Consider the following 19,864-nt stretch of genomic DNA (forward strand, 5'->3'; position numbering starts at 1 on the left):
ATGCAGCGTTGTGCTAGTAGCCTACCGAAGCATCGTCGCCCCTAGGGTCGGCGCCGCCCTCTAGCTGCCCGTTGGGCCGCACTCTAATGATGTCGAGCCGGCCCCACGGCGCCCGTGGCTTCGGGTTGTAGCCCTTTTCCTGTAGCGTTTTTTCAGCCTCGGGTGTGAGGGCGCCGGCCTCCACATCAAGCTGGTCGGGTAGCCACTGGTGGTGCAGGCGCGGGGCCGATACGGCCTGCTCGGCATCGGCCCCATAGTCTACGATGCTGAGGATGGACTGCAATACACTATTAATGATAGTGCTACCGCCCGGCGAGCCCGTTATGAGAGCTAGCTTGCCGTTTTTGGTAAGGATAGTGGGCGTCATGCTGCTGAGCATACGCTTGCCGGGGGCGATGGCGTTAGCAGTGCCGCCCACTAGGCCATAGAAGTTGGGTACGCCGGGCTTAGATGAAAAATCATCCATCTCATTATTAAGCAGGAAGCCGGCACCGGTTACTACTACTTTGCTGCCGTAAGCGCCGTTGAGAGTGGTAGTGCAACTTACAGCGTTGCCTTGCGCGTCGACGATGCTGTAGTGCGTAGTTTGGTCGCTTTCGTATGGCGGCAGGCCAGGGCCAGCCGTGATGCTGGCGCTCGGGGTGGCCTGGCCATCGGGGCGGATAGTCATGGCACGCTGCTTATTATAGTCTTTCGCGAGCAGCTGCGCTACGGGTACTTTTCCAAAATCGGGGTCACCTAGGTAGGTAGCGCGGTCGGCATAAGCCCGGCGCTGCGTCTCCGTAATAAGGGATACTGCCGTGGGCGTATGATAGCCTAGGTTAGCTAGGTTGTAGGGTTCTAGCATTTGCAGCATTTGCAGCAGGGCTACGCCACCGCTGCTGGGCGGTGGCATCGTGATGACATCATAGCCGCGGTACTGGCCATGCAGGGCGGCGCGCCACTTGGGCTGGTAGCTGGTAAGGTCTTGCTGGGTAATGAGACCCTTGCCACGCCGCATTTCGGCCAGTAATAGCTCGGATGTTTTACCTTGGTAAAAACCAGCGCGGCCTTGGTCCTGAACGCGTTGGAGCGTAGCCGCCAAGTCGGGCTGCTTAAGGGTATCGCCTTTTTGCCAGGCCGTGGCCCGCACGAACACGGGCGGCGAGCCAGGGTTGTACTTCATGAAATCGGCCTGAGTGCGGTTGAGGCCCGCGGCTTCTTTATCGGTGAGGGCCACGCCGTAGCGCGCCAGGCGCACGGCTGGGGCCACTAGCTTAGCCCAGGGGAGTTTGCCAAGCTTTTTATGAAGGACTTCCATGCCGGCCACGGTGCCGGGCGTGCCCACAGCCAGCGCGCCAGCTGTGCTGAGGCCAGGTACCACGTTGCCGCTGGCGTTGAGGTACATGTCGCGGCTGGCGGCAGCGGGGGCCGTTTCGCGAAAGTCTAGAGTGCCGGCCGTGCCGCTGTGGTCGCGGTACACAAGAAAACCACCGCCGCCAATATTGCCGGCCACTGGCAGCACTACGGCCAATGCAAACTGCACGGCCACGGCCGCGTCGTAGGCATTGCCGCCTTGCTGCATAATGTCGCGGCCTACTTTAGAAGCTGCCGGGTGAGCCGATACTACCAGCGCGTGCTTGGCTACCACGGGCGCAGCCGCTGGTGGCAGCTGGTTGGCCACGGTGCTAGTGGGCTTAGCTGGGCGGGTGGGCTTGGCTAGCTGCCCCAGCGCGGGGCTAGCTAAAGTGACCACCAACAAACCAGCTCCGTAGAGACGAGTAAATAATTGCATACTGCAAAGTAGGCACCGCGGCTCGGCTATCGGGCGGCTGCCTACCTTTGGATGTCCCTATTTTTTCCTTGCTTATGTCTGCCGACGACCAGGCCTCCGCCACCGTTTCTACCGCTCCTTCGCTGACGCTCACCCAAGAAGATTCTTGGTTGCAGCCCTACGAGCCCGTGCTCCTGGCCCGCCAACAGCGCCTGGCCGACCGGCTAGCCGTCATTAAGAAGGAATACGGCTCGCTTAGCAAATTTGCCCTGGCCCACCAGCGCCTAGGGCTGCACTACGACCCACGCCGCCGCGGCTACGTGGTGCGCGAGTGGGCGCCGGGTGCCGAGGCTATGTATCTAGTCGGCGACTTTAATTTCTGGAACCGCGGGGCTGACCCGTTGCACAAAGACGAAGCTACTGGTATTTGGGAAGGCTTTATTGCCGATGATGAGCACGGGCGCCGCCCCGCTGCCGGCTCGCGCTACAAGCTGCACGTGGTGGCCCACGGCCACGGCAAAGACCGCCTGCCCGCTTATCTGCGCCGGGCCGTGCAAGACGAGCACAGCAAAGATTACTCGGCCCAGCTCTGGGTGCCTGAGGCTCCGTTTCAGTGGACCGACCAAACATTTCGGGTGGCCAACGCCACCAAAGGCCAGCCGCTCATTTATGAGGCGCACGTGGGCATGGCGGTTGAAGAGGGGCGCGTGGGCACCTACCGCGAGTTTGCCGACCGTGTGCTGCCCCGCATCCAAGCCGATGGCTACAACTGCGTGCAGCTAATGGCCGTGCTGGAGCACCCTTACTACGGCTCGTTTGGCTACCATGTCGCCAACTTTTTTGCTCCTAGCTCTCGCTTCGGCACGCCCGAAGACCTGAAGTACTTAGTAAACGAGGCGCATAAGCGCGGCATTGTGGTGCTGCTCGACTTGGTGCACTCGCACGCTGTGAAAAACGAAGCCGAGGGCCTGGCCGATTTCGATGGCTCGGGCAACCTCTACTTTCATAAGGGAGACCGCGGCAACCACCCCGGTTGGGACTCGAAGCTATTTGACTACGGCCGGCCCGAGGTGCAGCAGTTCTTGCTCAGCAATCTGCGCTACTGGCTTGAGGAGTTCCACTTTGACGGTTTCCGGTTCGATGGCGTCACGTCGATGCTCTACCACCACCACGGCGAGGGCCACGCGTTTGGGGGCTACGACAGCTACTTTGGCCCGCAGGCCGACGACGATGCCATTCTCTACCTCATGCTGGCTAGCACGCTGGTGCGCGAGTTTAAGAAGTCGGCCATTCTGGTAGCCGAGGACATGAGCGGCCTGCCTGGCCTGTGCCGCCCCATTGCCGATGGGGGCGTAGGCTTCGACTACCGCTTAGGGATGGGCTTACCCGATTTCTGGATTAAGACCCTTAAGCACAAGAGCGACGAAGACTGGGACCTAGGCGAGCTGTGGCACCAACTCGTGAACCGCCGCCAGGGCGAAAAAACGGTGGCCTACGCCGAAAGCCACGACCAGGCGCTGGTGGGCGATAAAACACTGTCGCAATGGCTATTTGGCGATGCTATCTACCACCACATGCAGGCCAGCGACCCCGATGGCGGCGCGGCGCGGGCCATAGCCCTGCACAAGCTTATCCGGCTCATTACGCTGAGTGCGGGCGGCGAGGCCTACCTCAATTTTATGGGCAATGAGTTTGGCCACCCCGAGTGGATAGACTTCCCGCGGGCTGGCAACGACTGGAGCTATCACTACGCCCGCCGCCAGTGGAGCCTAGCCGACAACCCCGACTTACGCTATAGCCAGCTACTGGCCTTCGACCAGGCCATGCTGGGTCTGGCCCGCCAGCGCCAGCTCTTGCTAAAAGGTCCTGCTCAACTGCTCAACATAGACTACGGCAACAAAATCATCGCCTTTGAGCGGGCCGGGCTAGTGTTTATATTTAGCTTCAACGTGAGCGAGAGCTTTTTTGACTACGGTATCCCGGTGCCCGCCGTGGGTCGCTACCGCCTAGTGCTCACTTCCGACCGGCCTGCTTTCGGGGGCTTCGACCGGCTCGACGAATCCGTTACGTATGATACCCTAGGGGGAGGTGGCACCGCCAAGGCACCCCGCCTGCGGCTGTATGTGCCCAGCCGCACGGCCTTGGTGTTAGCCAAGGCGTAGGTAGTGGGAGTAAAAGGCAATGAGCGTAATGTTAGAACAGCATTACGCTCATTGCCTTTTACTCCCATTGCTCATTTATTACTCGCGTTTGCGCCCGATGCTGAGGCGGTATAGCGTTTCGGTAAGGCGCTTGGCGCGAATCTCGGGCGACTTAGCGCCTTTGAGGTAGCGCACGTAGGAGCGTTGCTCGGGCTTAGTCAGGCTCTTGAAGAAAGTGCTGGCGGCAGGAGTGTCTGCCAAGCCCGCGGCTAAGTCGTCGGGCAGGTTCACCACGCGCTCGCTGAGGTCGTGGCTAAGGGCTACGTGCAGCACATCACCCACGGTTTTGCCTACCGCGCGGCGCACCTCGCGGGGTACTACTAGGGCATAGTAGCCATCGCCGAGCGGGGTCAGCTCGCCTTGGTAGGGAAAGCCCTCGATGGCCGTTTGCACGGGTAGCTCGTCTTTGGTGCCGTAGACCTCGGCTACCGAGAAAGGCACCACCACAAACACGTCGCCCGTGCGCGGGTCGTCTTCGAGCACCGCTTCAAATTCCTGTTCAAAATCTGTCATCAGCCGTAAAATTAACTTGCACTGCCGCTTGGGCGTAGCTGTGCGGTGCGCAAAGCCTGCGCCACAGCGTCGGCATCGGCGGCGGCTACGGTGCGCACGAGGTCAGATGGTAGGCCTATGTCGAGGCGCAGACGGCGCGTGAGCTCCGGTGTTTCGGCCAAAATAAGGTCTGCGCGGTGCAGGGCCTGGCGTTGCAGCTCGGCTTGCCAGCCAGTAGCAGTTTCGAGTGAATCGGCTTCGCCCGCGGCTAGTGTAGACACGTGCAGCACCAGCGGCTGCCGCGTGCGGTAGCGCAGCTCTTGCGCCGCCAGCCAAGTCGGCCAAGCCGGCGCATAGATGGCCGCAAACGGCGCCTGCGCCAAGGCCACCGGCACCGCAAAGCGTGCGTACTGAATAACCTGGAAATTCAGATTTGGCGCCTCAAACGGCTGGCTCACCACCCTAGGTTCTGTAGGAATGTCGCTGGACTCCGTAGCCAACGGCTCTCCAACCGTAGCCTCGTAGTAGGACGCCTCGTCCTCAAGGTCGGTAGCGGGCGCCGGCTCCTCTAGCGGCAGGGGCGCGCGTAGGGCCGCTAGGTCTTCCGACCAGCCTGCATGGGCGGGCCCTAGGGGCTCGGCCAATGGCACCTGCGTAGTGGGGTCTTCTTCGGTCGCTAACTCAGACAAGCTAGGGGCTAGGTCTGCTTCCGCATCGGGGGCGGGCACCGGCAACTCGGCTGGTAAGTAAGTTGGCGCCAGTGCTGACAGGGGCTGCTCGGGTTGAGCCGTGGCCGGCAGGGTGGGGGCAAAGGCTAAAAATTCGTTTTTTTCGAGAGCTGCTACCCTGGGCTGGGCAATGCCTAGGCTAGGTACCGGAAGAAGTTCATCTTTAATGTCTTCTCCTTGACTGCCTAGGTAGGGAACGGCGGGCTGGTCGGCAATACCCTGCCAAATAACCCCGGGCAGGGCTTGCTTACTCAGCTCGGTAAGCTCGGGCAAGCTAAAGCTGCTGAGGCGGAGCACGCGCACCGCCGACCAAGCAAGCGGCTCTGGCGCTACTGCGACCAGAGTAGCGGGCACCTTAGGGATGGGCAGAGCTTCTGGCGAAATACCTAGGGGCGGCAAAACCGTCGGTGCGGGCTCCAGCACTGGCAAATCTGGCAGTGTGCTGGGCGTAGTGGCGGGCACTTCAGGGATTGCCGGCGCGGCGTTGTCGGCTTCCGCTAATGGCAGTTCTGCGCTGTCTGCCGCGAGAACGGGCGGCGCGGGTTCGTCTGCGGCAAGAGGTAAAAATTCTTCCTGTGTAGGCTCGCCCGTGGCGGCGGGCACCAGCACCACTACCGAATCTAGCGCCGGAGTCGGGGCTTCGGTGGCGTCCACTACCGCGCGCACAGCGGGGGCGGCTTCATCCCAGGCTAAAACCAAGACGGTAACGGGAACGGCAGCAGCAAGCAAACTCATGGGCGGCAAATGTGCCTGCGAATAACGGTGCTGCGAAACGCAATTCCGTGGCTGGCCTCAGAATATTACTATAATCAAGGTGCTCTAAGCAGGTTCTTAGCGCTTTGCTTTTTGCATTAAAGCTTAGCTTTTAGTGCTCGCTAGTTTGAGAGAGTGCCTTTCGATTGTTTAGTTTATCTATACGGCCTCCTCTGCCTCGTGGCCAATTTTACTTGGGAAAAGTATTATGTGCTGACTAACTCGGCTGCGCATAGCCCTGCGTAACCGCCGCTCGGCCTAATGCGCTAGGTCAGGCAAACCAACAGCGACTTACTATCGGAGAGGTATCCGGTCACTGTCTGCTATCAGGCAAGTTGCTGCAATTTCGCTAACTCACGCCGAACAGCTTCTGGGTATTAGTGCTCAGTTCAAGGATGCGCGCCTTTGCTTATAGTTAGCCCTGCGGCAGCCCTAGGCTGCCTACGTGCGTACTAATATGCGAGCCTCATTATTCGCATCGCTCGCTACGCCCTTGTCTACCAACGAGCCGCAATCCAAGATTGCCATTATCACCGCACTGGCTGCCAATTTTGGCATTGCTGCCATCAAGTTTGTGGCCGCTTGGTTCACGGGCAGCTCGGCTATGCTGTCCGAGGGCATTCACTCGCTCGTAGATACGGCCAACGAGTGGCTACTGCTACTTGGGCTGCGCAAAAGCCAACATCCTGCTACTGAGAGGCGGCCGTTTGGCTACGGCCGCGAGCTGTATTTCTGGGCCTTCATGGTGGCTGTTTTCATCTTTGTGATTGGCGGCGGCCTCTCGCTCTACGATGGCATCGACCACATTCGGCACCCTGCCCCACTACGTAGCCCCACCTGGAACTACGTGGTGCTAGCAGTAGCCTTCTGCTTCGATGGGGCCTCCTTCTTGGTAGCCCGCCGCACCTTCAATGCTCAGCGCGGCCGCCAGCCATTTTGGAAAGCCTTTCGTGCTAGCAAGGACCCTTCTATTTTCGTCGTGTTGTTTGAAGACGCATCCGATTTACTGGGCTTGCTGATTGCCTTCCTAGGAGTGTTTCTTAGTCATTTGCTCAATCAACCCGTGCTTGATGGTGTGGCCTCGGTGCTTATTGGCCTGCTTCTGCTGGTAGTAGCAGGGTTGCTGCTACGCGAAACCAAAAGTCTACTGCTCGGTGAGCCAGCCGAACCAGCCCTGTTGCAAGAAATTACGGAGCTAGCGCAGGCTGAGGCTACCATTATCAATACGGCTGCGCCACTGTCTTCCTATCTTAGCCCTCACGAGCTGTTAGTGGTGCTGCCCGTCGAGTTTACCTCCAGTTTGTCCGCTGCGCAGCTCACCCAGGCGGTAGAGCAGTTGCGCGCCAAGATTGAAGCGGCTCATCCCGATGTAAAGCATATATTCGTTCAGCCTGCCAACCTCGCTAAACCCGCTGCTTAGCTCCCTCGGTTGCCAGCTATGCTGTCGTTATCCATAGTGCATAAAAAAGGCGCCCTAGGTCTACTAGGGCGCCTTTTAAAGATTATGACCTAAGCGAGTTAAGCTAAGTTATTCGATGCAGCCTTGGCCGTTAGGAACTCGCGGTTTAGAATAGCGATGTTTTCGAGCGAAATACCTACAGGGCATTCGGCAGCGCACGAGCCAATGTTAGAGCAAGCGCCGAAGCCTTCGATGTCCATTTGGGCCACCATGTTTTCGACGCGCGTTTGAGCTTCTACTTTGCCTTGGGGCAGCAGGGCCAGCTGCGATACCTTGGCGCTCACGAAGAGCATCGCCGAAGCGTTTTTGCAAGCCGCTACGCAGGCACCGCAACCGATACAGGTGGCAGCTTCGAAGGCCCGGTCAGCAATCTCTTTCGGAATCGGAATCTCGTTGCCATCGGGCGCGCCACCCGTGTTCACGCTCACGTAGCCACCCGCCTGGATGATGCGGTCGAACGCCGAGCGGTCGACGCTAAGGTCTTTGTTAACCGGGAAGGCATTAGCGCGCCAGGGCTCGATGGTGATGGTGTCACCGTCCGAGAACTTACGCATGTGCAACTGGCAAGTCGTCGTGCCCTTTTCGGGGCCGTGCGAACGGCCATTGATAAACAAGTCGCACGAGCCACAGATACCCTCGCGGCAGTCGTGGTCGAATGCTACGGGGTCCGTACCTGCGCGAAGCAAGTCTTCGTTGAGCACGTCGAGCATTTCCAGAAAAGACATGTCGGGGGAAATGTCTTTGACGTTGTACTCGACAATTTGCCCCTCAGTCTGACGGTTAGGCTGGCGCCATACCCGTAGCTTCAGGTTCATTGGTTTGGTATTGGTAGTGGAGGCAGAACCGGCCATTTTTCTTTCTAGCTGTTAGCTGTTGGCTATTTGCTGTTAGCTTTTTTTAAGACAGAGGCGGTAGCCATAGCAGAGCGCTACCAGCTAACAGCCAACGGCTAACAGCTTCTAAATTATTTGTAGCTGCGCTGGGTCAGCTTCACGTTTTCGAACACCAATTCTTCTTTGTGGAGCGCTTCGGGCTGGTTGTCACCCGTGTACTCCCAAGCTGCCACGTAAGCGTAGTTGTCGTCGTCGCGCAAGGCTTCGCCTTCGGGCGTCTGGTACTCTTCGCGGAAGTGGCCGCCGCAGCTTTCGTTGCGGTTGTAGGCGTCGTCTATCATCAACTCGCCTAGCTCCAAGAAGTCGGCTACGCGACCGGCTTTCTCAAGCGCCTGGTTCATCTCCTCGCCCGAGCCTACCACTTTTACATCTTGCCAGAACTCGCGGCGCAGCTTCTGAATCTCGGCTTTGGCGTGCTTCAAGCCTTCCGCATTGCGGGCCATGCCGCAATATTCCCACATAATATGACCTAGGGCCTTGTGGAAATCGTCGGGCGTGCGGTTGCCTTTGATGCTCAGAAGCTGCTCTACCCGCGCCTGCACAGCGGCTTTCGCCTCGGCAAAAGCGGGGTGGTCGGTCGTCACCGGCTTGGGCGGCGTTTGAGCCAGCTGGTCGCCAATGGTGTACGGAATTACGAAGTAGCCATCGGCTAGGCCCTGCATCAGTGCCGAAGCACCTAGACGGTTGGCGCCGTGGTCCGAGAAGTTGCATTCGCCGGCTGCATACAGGCCCGGAATGGTGGTTTGCAGGTTGTAGTCAACCCACAGACCACCCATGGTGTAGTGCACCGCCGGGTAGATGCGCATAGGCATCTCGTAAGGGTTTTCGTCGGTAATCTTCTCGTACATCTCGAAAAGGTTACCGTACTTCTGGCTTACTGCCTGGGCACTAGTGCGCTTAATAACATCGGCAAAGTCGAGGTATACGGCCAAGCCCGAGGCACCTACGCCGCGGCCTTCGTCGCACATCATTTTGGCGTTGCGCGAGGCTACGTCGCGTGGCACTAGGTTACCGAAAGCAGGGTACTTGCGCTCCAGGAAGTAGTCGCGGTCTTCTTCTTTGATGTCCTGCACCCGGATTTCGCCTTTGCGCAAGCGCTCGGCAATCTCTTTGGTAGCGGGCACCCACACACGGCCGTCGTTACGCAGCGACTCTGACATCAGCGTCAGCTTCGACTGATAATCGCCCGATACCGGAATGCAGGTGGGGTGAATCTGGGTAAAGCAGGGGTTTGCGAAGTAAGCGCCCTTCTTATGGGCACGCCACGGGGCAGTTACGTTGCAGTACTTCGCGTTGGTGCTGAGGTAGAATACGTTGCCGTAGCCACCCGTAGCCAGTACTACCGCGTGGGCAGCATGGGTCTGCACCTCGCCGTTTACCAAGTTACGCGTTACAATGCCGCGGGCCTGTCCGTCTACCACTACCACGTCGAGCATTTCCGAACGGGTATACATCTTCACTTTGCCGTAGGCTACCTGCCGGCTCAGAGCCGAGTAGGCACCTAGGAGTAGCTGCTGGCCCGTTTGGCCGCGAGCGTAGAACGTGCGGCTTACTTGCGCACCCCCGAACGAGCGGTTGGCGAGCAGCCCGCCGTATTCGCGAGCGAACGGCACGCCCTGCGCTACGCACTGGTCAATAATGTTAACCGATACCTGCGCCAGACGGTACACGTTGGCTTCGCGAGCGCGGTAGTCGCCGCCCTTGATAGTATCGTAGAAAAGACGGAAAACTGAGTCGCCGTCGTTCTGGTAGTTTTTAGCTGCGTTGATGCCACCCTGCGCCGCAATGGAGTGAGCCCGGCGCGGCGAGTCGTGGTACGTGAAGGCTTTCACGTTGTAGCCAAGCTCGGCCAGCGATGCCGCCGCCGCGGCCCCAGCCAGACCCGTACCCACCACAATCACGTCGTACTTACGCTTGTTGGCGGGGTTAACGAGCTTGACGTTGAATTTGTGCTTGTCCCATTTCTCGGCCAGGGGGCCTTCGGGCGCTTTGGAAAATAATTCCATATCTATCGGGTGGTTAGGTAGTCAGGAGGTTAGGGGTATAGGAGAAGCACGAACTAGGCATTTTGTTCGGCTATCTAACTCCTAACGGCTTAACAACTTAGTTGAAAGCTAACGTCAGATGTTGCAACGTCATAGCTACGCTATCTTTTAGCGCGCCTTGCTCGTTGGTGAACAGGTAAAAGTACAGCGGCATCGAAGCGAAACCAGCCGAAACTAGGACAGCGAAAGCATAGCCAAAGTTCTTAATCAGTGGCATGTATTTGCGGTGGTTGAGGCCCAGGGTCTGGAAGCCCGAGCGGAAGCCGTGCCACAGGTGGTACCCTAGGCTAGCCTGCGCGGCTACGTACAGGATAACATACCAAAGCTGGTGGAACGACGTTACGACTACCTTATACAGATTGTCGTTGTGGTTAATGTCCGGGTCAGGAGTGCCGAAGCGCGCGCGCCAGAAGAAGTTGTACAAGTGTACAATCAAGAAAACCAGAATGATAGAGCCCAGAATGCCCATGTTGCGCGAGGTCCATTCCGAATTCTGCTTAGCTTCCCACTGGTCGTATTTGTGCGAGCGGGCGCCTTTATTGCGGAGCGTCAGCATGAGGGCCTCGTAGATGTGGAAGCCAAAGCCCAGCACTAGCCCCCACTCGATGGTGCGAATGATGGGGTTATGACCCATGAAGTGCGAGTAAACGTTGAACGCTACGCCGTCGTCGTTTTTGAAGAGCTGGAAGTTGCCAATCAAGTGCACTACCAGGAAGGTGCAGAGAAACAAGCCTGTCAGGGACATGATAATCTTGCGCCCAATGCTGCTGGTAAAGGTTTTTGTAAACCAATTCATAAAAATATCAGCCAAAAAAGAGCTACTTAAGTCGCCCAAAGGTAGGGCCGGGGCCCCTGACCCCCAAGCACGCCGCCCAATATGCGTGCTATTTAGAATGGTTAAATATTGCAGTTTCGCGAAGTCTCAGTAGGCGTGAATCAATCCCTGCCACTGCCCGTTAAGCTGGTATAGCGTAGTTTATAACCACTACTGGCCCTCAAAAGTTGTGTCTAGTAGTAGGTTGGCAGTGAAGGAATCAGCTTGGCCCCCCTTATTATTGTTATATGCAAACACTTTCCTCTCCTAAGTCGTCGGTTTGGCGCAACGGGTGGTTTCTCATACTGTGGCTAGTCAGCTTAGGCTGGCTATTGCCCACGGCCGCGCACGCTACCCACCTGCGTGCTGGCGACATTCAGGCCAAGGTCGACACGACGCCGACCCGCAACCCGAATCGGATTTTCTTTAAGCTGACGCTGTACCGCGACCCGCGGTATGTGCAGCAAAATACCATCAGGGTTTACTACGGCGATGGTAAAACCAGTGACCTAGATATCCCGACTGGGATTCCCAAAGCCAGCGAAGTATCAGTCTCGCCCACGGCCAACGTTATCACGTTCTACTTCGAGCACACGTACCCTGGCTCGGGCCGGTACACGGCTAGCATGGTGGAGGCCAACCGAGTGGCGGGCGTGGTGAACATGACGGCCTCGGTAAACCAAACGTTCTACATCAGCACCACCCTCACGGTAGACCCCGGCTTGGGGCAAAACCGCTTGCCGGTGCTGCGGGCGCCGGCCATTGATGCCGCCGCGGCCGGGCAAGTGTTTTTGCACAACCCCGCGGCCTACGACGCCGACGGCGACTCCCTAGGCTTCCGGCTGATGCAGAGCCAGCAAGTAGCCCTGATACCCAACCCGCTGCCCGCTAACTTTATTCCGACGCCCAGCATTACGAATGGGTATGAATACCCGAACAGCCAGACGTTTGGCACCCCGGGGCAGAATCCAGTGCAGGTGTCTTTCCTGGATAATAACGGTAATCAGCTAGCGCAGGTAGGGGCGCCCGCTTCGCTCACCATTAATAGAAGCGGCCAGCTTATCTGGAACGCACCCCTACGTACTGGTACGTACAACGTGGCGATTATCGTGGAAGAGTGGCGTAAGAACGCCCTAGGCTATATTAAGATAGGGGAAGTACTGCGCGACATGCAGATAGACGTGGTAGCTACCAATAATCTGCCGCCCGTCATTAAAATTCCGCAGGACACGTGTGTGGTGGCTGGGGCAGTGCTCAATAAGGCTGTAACGGCGGTAGATGGTGTGGGGCCGAATGCCCCGGCTACGCCGGTACAGCTTTTTGCCTACAGCGGTATCATTCCACCGGCCACGTTCCGGCAATCGACCCAGGGGCCGCCGCGCGCGGTGGGCCGGTTCAACTGGACTACGGCGTGCGAGAATATTGCGGCCCAGCCTTACCTAGTGGTATTTAAGGCGCAGGATACGCCGCGCACGCCGCCCAGCGCCAACGACCCTCCCTTGATTGACGAAAAAACGTGGCGCGTAACGGTAGTGGGGCCCGCGCCCACCAACCTGCAAGCTGCTCCTACCACCAACCAGCGCGTGCTGCTGACCTGGGCAAGCTACCCTTGCCTATACTCCAGCCAGCCGGGCGTGCTGCCCACTATTCAAATTTATCGGCGCGAAAACTCGTATCCGTTCACGCCGGGGCCCTGCGAAACGGGGATTCCGGCAGCGGCAGGCTACACGCGCATTGCCAGCATTCCGGCCAACCTGACGGCCTATACAGACGACAACAACGGCCAGGGGCTTACCCGCGGCCGCACGTATTGCTACCGCATCTACGTCACATTTCCGCTGCCAGCAGGCGGGGCTAGCCTGGCCTCAAACGAGTCGTGCGCCACGCTCACGGGCCGCTCGGCTCAGCTCACCAACGTAGATGTGCTAACCACAGCGACCGCCAACGGGCAGATTGCCATTAAGTGGACCCAGCCGCGGGCTAATGTGGGCAACTTTAACGCCCCCTTAGGGTACCGCCTGAGCCGCAGCGCCACTGGAGCCGCTCCCTTTACGCTGGTCACCACTAAAACCAGCTTGGCCGACACTACCTATGTGGACAGCGACCCCGCGCTGAACACCCAAGATGTGCAGTACACCTACCAGTTGGTTTTCTTTAGCGCGGCTGCTCCACAGCCAGGCAGCGCCGAAACCACTGAGACCTCGCCGCTGGCCAGCAGCGTGCGCCTAAACGTGGTGCCGAACAGCCTAGGTCGGCAAAATGCCCTGACTTGGACTTACCAGGTGCCTTGGGATAACAGCGGCCGCCCCACCAGCATCTACCGCCGGGTGGGCACGGGCGCGGGGGCATTCAGCCTGCTTACGACTGTGACGCCTAACGCTGGTGCTACTAGCGTCACGTACAACGACCAGGGCCTCACGGTGGGCGAAACGTACTGCTACTACGTGCAAACGAACGGGCAGTATGCCACGCCGGTCAACTCGCTGGGCCAGCCGATATTGACCAACCTACTCAACCGCAGCCAGCAGCAGTGCACGGTGCTCATCCCCACGCCTTGCACGCCGGTGCTGACCGTAGCGCCCATCAACTGCGACAGTTTGGCTGACCTCGACCAGCGAGATTCGAATTTCAACTTTGCCGCTCAGCGCTACCAGAACCGCCTGCGCTGGACCCTCGGGAGCACGCCGGCCGGCTGCAGCTCGGACGTGGCGTATTTCCGCATCTACTACCGTCCTACTCCAGAGGGCGCCTTCACCCTCATCGACTCGACCACGCAGTATACTTACCTGCACCAGGTGCCGCTGAACCCGGCCGGCAACACGGGCGGGGCGGGCTGCTACGTGGTGCAGGCCGTAAACGCGGCCAAGGTGCGCAGCGCTCTGAGCAACGTGGCTTGCCAGGACAACTGCGTATTCTTCTTGCTGCCTAATATCTTCACCCCCAATGGGGACGAGCTCAATGAGAAGTTCCGGCCCAAAACGGCTAGCCCCATCGTGCGCACCCACATCCAGATTTTCAACCGCTGGGGCCGCAAGGTGTATGAAAGCGACCGGGACCCCTACATCAACTGGGACGGCGGCGGCCCGCTCGGCGAAACGGGGTCTAGCGGCAAAGTGTCCAACGGCCTCTACTACTACCTGGCCGAGGTTGAATTTGCGGACTTTGCCGCTACCAAGCGCACCTACAAAGGCTGGGTAGAAGTGGCCCGCTAGCGCCAGCCGCCCAGCAAGCAATAAAAGCCGTCTCGGAAGAGGCGGCTTTTTTTTGCGCTAAGTTTGCCTCGCCAGCCGCTGGCTAGCCTTTTTTACCTAAGTAACGCTGTTTATACCGCTTATGCAACCTACCACCGCTGGCCCCGTGGCCGTTGTTTTTCCTGGCCAGGGCAGCCAGTTTCCGGGCATGGCCCGCGAGCTATTCGACCAAAACGAGGCTGCTCGTGCCTTACTCACGCAGGCCAATGACATTCTGGGGTTCAGCCTCACCAACCTGATGTTTGAGGGCACCGAGGCCGACCTGCGCCGCACCGACGTGACGCAGCCCGCCGTATTTGTGCACTCGGTGGCGCAGTTTGTGGCGCAGCCCGATTTGCAGCCCGCTATGGTGGCCGGCCATTCCCTAGGTGAGTTCTCGGCGCTAGTGGCGGCCGGCGTGCTCTCGTTTGCCGATGCGCTGCCGCTGGTGGCCCGCCGCGCCCAAGCCATGCAAGCGGCATGTGAGGAGCAGCCCGGCACAATGGCCGCCATCTTGGGCCTAGCCGACGACGTGGTAGAGCGCGTGTGCCAGGAAATTACAGCTGGCGGCGACGTAGTGGTAGCGGCCAACTACAATTGCCCCGGTCAGCTCGTTATTTCGGGCTCAACCGAAGGCATCACCAAAGCCTGCGAAGCCCTGAAGGCGGCCGGGGCTAAGCGTGCCTTGCCGCTGCCCGTGGGTGGGGCCTTCCACTCGCCCCTGATGCAGTCGGCCCAGGCCGCACTGGCCGAGGCCATCGAGCGCACCACCTTCCAGCCCGCGCGCTGCCCCGTGTACCAGAACGTAGATGCTGCTCCGCACCGCGACCCCGCCGAAATCAAAGCCAACCTGCTGGCCCAACTCACTGCGCCCGTACGCTGGACCCAGAGTGTGCAAGCCATGGCGCAGGATGGCGCTGTCACTTTCCTAGAATGTGGCCCCGGCAAGGTGCTGCAAGGCTTGGTGAAGAAAATTGCCCCCACTGCTACTGCTGCCTCGGTGTAAATAGATAGTTGCCCTAGGGTACTACCTAGGGCAAAACTAGGCTAAAGCCTACTGCAAGCTCTGACCTCCATAAAGGTCAAGGCTTGTAGTAGGCTTTAGCTTTTTACCCGCGTCACTTCCAGCGGGTCGGGGCAATGGGCCAGTAGCTCAGCTACCGTTTGGTGCAGCTGCGGATGCACCAAACCAGGAGCTAGCTCGGCCAGCGGCACTAGGGCAAAGCGGCGGGCGGGCAGCGCTGGGTGCGGCACCGTTAGAGTAGGAGTATTGATAATTTCCTGCCCGTAAAACAAAATATCGACATCGAGCGTGCGGGCACCCCAGCGCAGCCGTCGCTCACGGCCGGCCTGCTGCTCGGTGGCCAGGCAGGCCGCAAGCAACTCGGCGGCGGGCAGGGCAGTGCGCACGGCCAGCACCTGGTTTAGAAAGGCGGGCTGGTCCTCCACGCCCCAAGCGGCCGTTTCGTAGTAAGCCGACGCCGCTACGATAGCGCCGGCCGTGGCGGCAAGCACCTGCTGAGCCTGCTGCAAGTAGGCGACGCGGTCGCCTAGGTTGCCGCCCAGCAGCAGATACGATACAACGCTGCTCATGCGTGTTGCTGAAAGAAAGTAGCAGTGCGCTCGGCCACCAGCCGGGCCAGAGGTGGCAGCTCGGGGGAGGACCACGGATGGCCGCCGCCGAACATGTGCCCTGCCTCCGGCACGATGAAAAGCTCTGCGTCGGGCTTGCGGGCCAAGAGCTCCTCGGCGGCGCTCAGGGGCACGGTTTCGTCGGGGTCGCCGTGCACAATGAGCAAGGGCTGGCGCAGCTGTGGCACCAGCCTAGGTAGGTCGAGGCGCGGCCGGTTGGCGTGGTAGTCTTCGGCAATTTGGTAGTACATAGGCAGCTGCTGGCCGGTGCGCGAGTTGGGCACGTAGAGCACGCCTTCGCGCTGCCACTGCGCAATAACCTCGGCGGGCCAGCGCGGCGCAAGGTCGGCCACGGCGGCCCAGGTAGCCACGGCCGCGATGCGGGCGTCTTCAGCAGCCTTCAGCAGCACCAGTCCGCCCCCACGGCTATGGCCGATGAGATACAGGCGCCCTAGGTCGAGCAAGAGCGCGGGCAGCGGCGTAGCGCCGGGGGTATGTAGGGCGTCGAGCAGCTGCCCTAGGTCGTTAAGCTCGTGGCTAAAGTTGTTGTGCCCAAAGGCTTCGAGGTCTTCTAGGTCGCCGGTGCCGCCCACTACCACGCCGTTGTGCGAGAGGTTGAGCTTGATGAATACAAAGCCCTGCTCGGCAAAAAAACGCGCTAGCAGCGGGAAGTGCCCCCAGTCCTTAAAACCTTTGAACCCATGCACGAACACCACCACGGGCCGGGCCGGGGCGGTAGGCGAAGCAGGAGTTAAATAGGTGGCATCGGCGGCAAAAGGGCGGCCGTGGCCGGTGCCCGTGAGCACGAACTCAACAGTAGTAAGCATACGTATAGCGAGGAAAAGTACCGCAAGCTACTTCCTAGGCAGTAGGGGCCAATGCGCCCGGCTGCCGTATCATTGCGCCCGCATGGCACACCCGCTCGACTCTATTCAGGCTCCTATCGCCGCCGAAATGGCTGAGTTTGAAGTGAAATTTCGCCAGTCGATGCAAACCAACGTGCTGCTGCTCGACAAGATAATGGGCTACATTGTGCGCCGCAAAGGCAAGCAGGTGCGGCCCATGTTCGTGTTTTTAACGGCCCGCACTGTAGCCGCCGACCCGGCCGGCCCGCTAAATCCCGCTTCCTTTCGGGGCGCGGCGCTCATCGAGTTGCTGCACACCGCCACGCTGGTGCACGACGATGTGGTGGACGAGAGCAACTACCGTCGCGGCTTCTTCTCCATCAATGCGTTATGGAAAAATAAGATAGCTGTGCTGGTGGGCGACTACCTACTTTCGCGCGGCTTGCAGCTGGCGCTAGAGCACGATGATTTTGACCTGCTGAAGATAGTAAACCGGGCGGTGCGCGAGCTTAGTGAAGGCGAGCTACTGCAAATCGAAAAGGCCCGCCGCCTCGACATCACGGAGGACGTTTACTTTGATATTATCCGCCAGAAAACAGCGTCACTCATCGCCTCTTGCACGGCGGTGGGGGCAGCATCGGTAGGCGCTAGCAAAGAAATAGTTGAGCGCGCCCGCCTTTTCGGCGAGAAAGTGGGCATGGCTTTCCAGATAAAAGATGACCTGTTTGACTACGGCACTGCCGAAATTGGCAAGCCCGTGGGCATCGACATCAAGGAGAAAAAAATGACGTTGCCGCTCATCTATGCCTTGCAGCAGGCGAGCTGGCTCGATAAGCGCCGCGTTATTTTCAACGTGAAGAACAACGCTGGCCACCGTGACCGCGTGCAGCAGGTTATCGACTTCGTCAAAAAATCGGGCGGCCTCGACTATGCCGTGCGCACCATGGAGCGCTACCGCGACGAAGCCCTAGCTATTCTGCACGAGTTTCCGGCCTCGGCCGCTCGCACCTCACTGGAGGCGCTGATAAACTACACGATAGAGCGGGAGAAATAAGTAATAAGTAATAGGCGTAATACTGTTCTGCTATTACGCTAATTACCTATAACAAGCGCTGGGTCAGGGCACAGCTCTGCCCAATAAGCGCGCTCGCTGGGCGGGGCTACACCCGGAAAATCGCCCCAGCGGCCCTGCATATCGGCGATGAGCTGGAAGTGTAGGTGCGGCGGCCAGTCACCATTTTCGGGGTAGGGGCCTACGTGGGCAAAAGTTTGGCCTTGGGCCAGCGCCTGCCCCGGTTGCAGACCTAGGAGGTCGGTGCGCGTGAGGTGGCCGTAGAGGCTGAAAAACGTCCTCCCTTCGAGTTCGTGTGCTAAGATGACAGTCGGGCCATAGTCGCCAAAATTGTTGTTATCGGCCAGACTGTGCACCGTAGCGGGTAGGGGCGTGGCTACAGGCGTGCCCGCCGGTACCCATACATCGAGCCCGAGATGCAGCGAGCGGGGCTCCGTGGCGTCGGCGAAGTGCGGGCTGCGACGGTAGATAACACGGTTTTCGAGGTAGCCGCCCAGGCCGACGGTGGCCCGTTGCTCGGCTAGCATGGTGTCCACCACCTTGTCGAAGAATGCAGTGTCTCGTAGCTCTTCGGGGCGCCCTAGGTGCGGGTTAGAGGCAGTGAAATCGAGTTGTGCTGCGGTGGGGTCGACCAAGGCGCAAGTGGGAAGCACGGCGGCAAACTGCCCGCGGTGCCGGGCTAGGAGGGAAGCTAGGTCTTGTGGCATGGGGCTGCGAAGCTAGGCTACGGCGCCCACGCGGGCCCTAGGTTGGGGTAGGCACCCAAATTATACACTAGCCGTACCAAGCACACGAACCGTAAATTTGCGCTTTATTCTAAATATATCAAGTCCGAGCCCATGTCGTCGTACCTGACGCTGACCGTCGTTGCCCTTACCCAGGAAACTCCTGATACCGTTACTATTCACCTCGAGCGGCCCGACCGCCAAACCGTGCCCAGCAAGCCGGGCCAGTTCCTGACCTTGCTGGTGCCCTGCGGCCCGGCTGGCTCTAAGCCCGAGCGCCGCGCCTACTCGCTCAGCAGCACGCCGGCCGAGGCACCTAGGCTGTCGGTAACGGTGAAGCGCGTGGCCGGTGGCCTGGTCAGCAACTACTTGCTCGATACCGTGAAGGTAGGCCAGCAGTACGAGGTGCTGCCGCCCCTCGGCAACTTTGTAGTGCAGCCCAGCCCCAAGGCGGCGCGCTCGCTGGTGCTCATTGGGGCGGGCTCTGGCATCACGCCGCTCATGAGCATGCTCAAGGCCATTCTCAGCGAGGAGCCGCAAAGCCACGTGCTACTGCTTTATGGCAACCGCAACGAGGAGTCCGTCATTTTTAAGCAGCAGCTTGCCGACCTAGAAGCCAACAGCCGCGGCCGCCTGCAGGTAGAGCATGTGTATAGCCAGCCGCTACGCCCGGCCGGGCCGCACCAGCACACGGGCCGCGTCAACCGCACTACCATTTTGCGCATTCTGGAGCAGCGCCACCAATTTCCGGCGCCGCAGGCCGAGTACTACATCTGCGGGCCCGAGGGCCTGATGACGGAAGCCGAAGCAGCCTTGCAACTGCTCAATGTGCCGAGCAGCCGCATCCGGCGCGAGAGCTTTGTGGCGGCCGCCGATACGGCCGAAGCCAGTGCCACCCACGGCGACGTGCTGGCCGGCACCGACGATGGCCCCGTGAAAAGCCGCAACGTGACCATTCAGTACGAGGGCAGCGAATACGTGCTCAACGTGCCTACCGGCAAAACCATTTTGGATGCCGCGCTTGACGAAGACATCGACCTGCCCTACTCGTGCCAAGCCGGCTTGTGCACCGCCTGCCGCGGCAAGTGCCTATCGGGCAAAGTACACCTCGACGAGCGCGAGGGGCTGTCCGACTCTGAAATCGCCAAAGGCTATGTGCTCACCTGCGTGGCCCACCCGCTCACCAGCGATGTGGTAATAGAAATAGGCTAGCCCTAGGTAA

General features: G+C 59.6%; 15 protein-coding genes. 6 read left to right on the top strand and 9 right to left on the bottom strand.

Annotated features, from left to right (window positions below; genetic code table 11):
• Window positions 1–13: 13 nt before the first annotated feature.
• Window positions 14–1,774 (bottom strand): gamma-glutamyltransferase, encoded by a 1,761-nt coding sequence (ggt, locus tag JAO77_RS10095; RefSeq protein ID WP_198990222.1) that lies wholly within the window; start codon window positions 1,772–1,774, stop codon window positions 14–16.
• A 74-nt stretch (window positions 1,775–1,848) separates the two neighbouring features.
• Here ggt and JAO77_RS10100 point away from each other — a divergent pair, with 74 nt between their 5' ends.
• Window positions 1,849–3,915, top strand: a complete 2,067-nt coding sequence (locus tag JAO77_RS10100; RefSeq protein ID WP_198990223.1) for an alpha amylase C-terminal domain-containing protein — start codon at window positions 1,849–1,851, stop codon at window positions 3,913–3,915.
• A gap of 78 nt (window positions 3,916–3,993) precedes the next feature.
• Here the strand turns inward: JAO77_RS10100 and JAO77_RS10105 are convergent, their stop codons facing one another.
• Both JAO77_RS10105 and JAO77_RS10110 read right to left on the bottom strand, forming a co-directional pair.
• Entirely contained in the window at window positions 3,994–4,467 is a 474-nt protein-coding gene (locus JAO77_RS10105; RefSeq protein ID WP_198990224.1) for a YdeI/OmpD-associated family protein, read from the bottom strand.
• Between the two features lie 11 nt (window positions 4,468–4,478).
• On the bottom strand, window positions 4,479–5,909 hold the full coding sequence (locus JAO77_RS10110; protein WP_198990225.1) for a glycosyltransferase: 1,431 nt from the start codon (window positions 5,907–5,909) through the stop codon (window positions 4,479–4,481).
• 511 nt (window positions 5,910–6,420) lie between these two features.
• On the opposite strand from JAO77_RS10110, the gene JAO77_RS10115 reads away from it, so the two are divergent.
• Window positions 6,421–7,347 (top strand): cation diffusion facilitator family transporter, encoded by a 927-nt coding sequence (locus tag JAO77_RS10115; protein ID WP_235998343.1) that lies wholly within the window; start codon window positions 6,421–6,423, stop codon window positions 7,345–7,347.
• A gap of 98 nt (window positions 7,348–7,445) precedes the next feature.
• On the opposite strand, the gene JAO77_RS10120 is transcribed toward JAO77_RS10115, so the two are convergent.
• From JAO77_RS10120 to JAO77_RS10130, 3 genes are all read right to left on the bottom strand, one after another.
• Window positions 7,446–8,201 (bottom strand): succinate dehydrogenase/fumarate reductase iron-sulfur subunit, encoded by a 756-nt coding sequence (locus tag JAO77_RS10120; protein WP_198990404.1) that lies wholly within the window; start codon window positions 8,199–8,201, stop codon window positions 7,446–7,448.
• Between the two features lie 149 nt (window positions 8,202–8,350).
• Complete coding sequence (locus tag JAO77_RS10125; RefSeq protein ID WP_198990227.1) at window positions 8,351–10,285, bottom strand: fumarate reductase/succinate dehydrogenase flavoprotein subunit; 1,935 nt, start codon at window positions 10,283–10,285, stop codon at window positions 8,351–8,353.
• 97 nt (window positions 10,286–10,382) lie between these two features.
• On the bottom strand, window positions 10,383–11,120 hold the full coding sequence (locus JAO77_RS10130) for a succinate dehydrogenase cytochrome b subunit (protein ID WP_198990228.1): 738 nt from the start codon (window positions 11,118–11,120) through the stop codon (window positions 10,383–10,385).
• Between the two features lie 266 nt (window positions 11,121–11,386).
• Here JAO77_RS10130 and JAO77_RS10135 point away from each other — a divergent pair, with 266 nt between their 5' ends.
• Window positions 11,387–14,350, top strand: a complete 2,964-nt coding sequence (locus JAO77_RS10135) for a T9SS type B sorting domain-containing protein (RefSeq protein WP_198990229.1) — start codon at window positions 11,387–11,389, stop codon at window positions 14,348–14,350.
• A 121-nt stretch (window positions 14,351–14,471) separates the two neighbouring features.
• Window positions 14,472–15,374, top strand: a complete 903-nt coding sequence (gene fabD / locus JAO77_RS10140) for an ACP S-malonyltransferase (RefSeq protein WP_198990230.1) — start codon at window positions 14,472–14,474, stop codon at window positions 15,372–15,374.
• Window positions 15,375–15,469: 95 nt separating this feature from the next.
• On the opposite strand, the gene folK is transcribed toward fabD, so the two are convergent.
• Both folK and JAO77_RS10150 read right to left on the bottom strand, forming a co-directional pair.
• Window positions 15,470–15,961: a 2-amino-4-hydroxy-6-hydroxymethyldihydropteridine diphosphokinase gene (folK, locus tag JAO77_RS10145; RefSeq protein ID WP_198990231.1), complete on the bottom strand. Its 492-nt coding sequence runs from the start codon at window positions 15,959–15,961 to the stop codon at window positions 15,470–15,472.
• Window positions 15,958–16,827, bottom strand: coding sequence for an alpha/beta hydrolase family protein (locus JAO77_RS10150; protein WP_198990232.1), 870 nt, complete (start codon window positions 16,825–16,827; stop codon window positions 15,958–15,960). Before JAO77_RS10150 ends, folK begins: the two co-directional genes overlap by 4 nt.
• Window positions 16,828–16,909: 82 nt before the next feature.
• Between JAO77_RS10150 and JAO77_RS10155 the strand changes: the two genes are divergently transcribed.
• On the top strand, window positions 16,910–17,899 hold the full coding sequence (locus JAO77_RS10155) for a polyprenyl synthetase family protein (RefSeq protein WP_198990233.1): 990 nt from the start codon (window positions 16,910–16,912) through the stop codon (window positions 17,897–17,899).
• Between the two features lie 38 nt (window positions 17,900–17,937).
• Here the strand turns inward: JAO77_RS10155 and JAO77_RS10160 are convergent, their stop codons facing one another.
• Complete coding sequence (locus JAO77_RS10160) at window positions 17,938–18,624, bottom strand: peptidoglycan DD-metalloendopeptidase family protein (protein ID WP_198990234.1); 687 nt, start codon at window positions 18,622–18,624, stop codon at window positions 17,938–17,940.
• A gap of 132 nt (window positions 18,625–18,756) precedes the next feature.
• Here JAO77_RS10160 and JAO77_RS10165 point away from each other — a divergent pair, with 132 nt between their 5' ends.
• Entirely contained in the window at window positions 18,757–19,854 is a 1,098-nt protein-coding gene (locus JAO77_RS10165; protein ID WP_198990235.1) for a ferredoxin--NADP reductase, read from the top strand.
• Window positions 19,855–19,864 lie beyond the last annotated feature (10 nt).

Origin of the sequence: Hymenobacter sp. BT559, assembly GCF_016427535.1 — a bacterium.
Taxonomy (GTDB): domain Bacteria; phylum Bacteroidota; class Bacteroidia; order Cytophagales; family Hymenobacteraceae; genus Hymenobacter.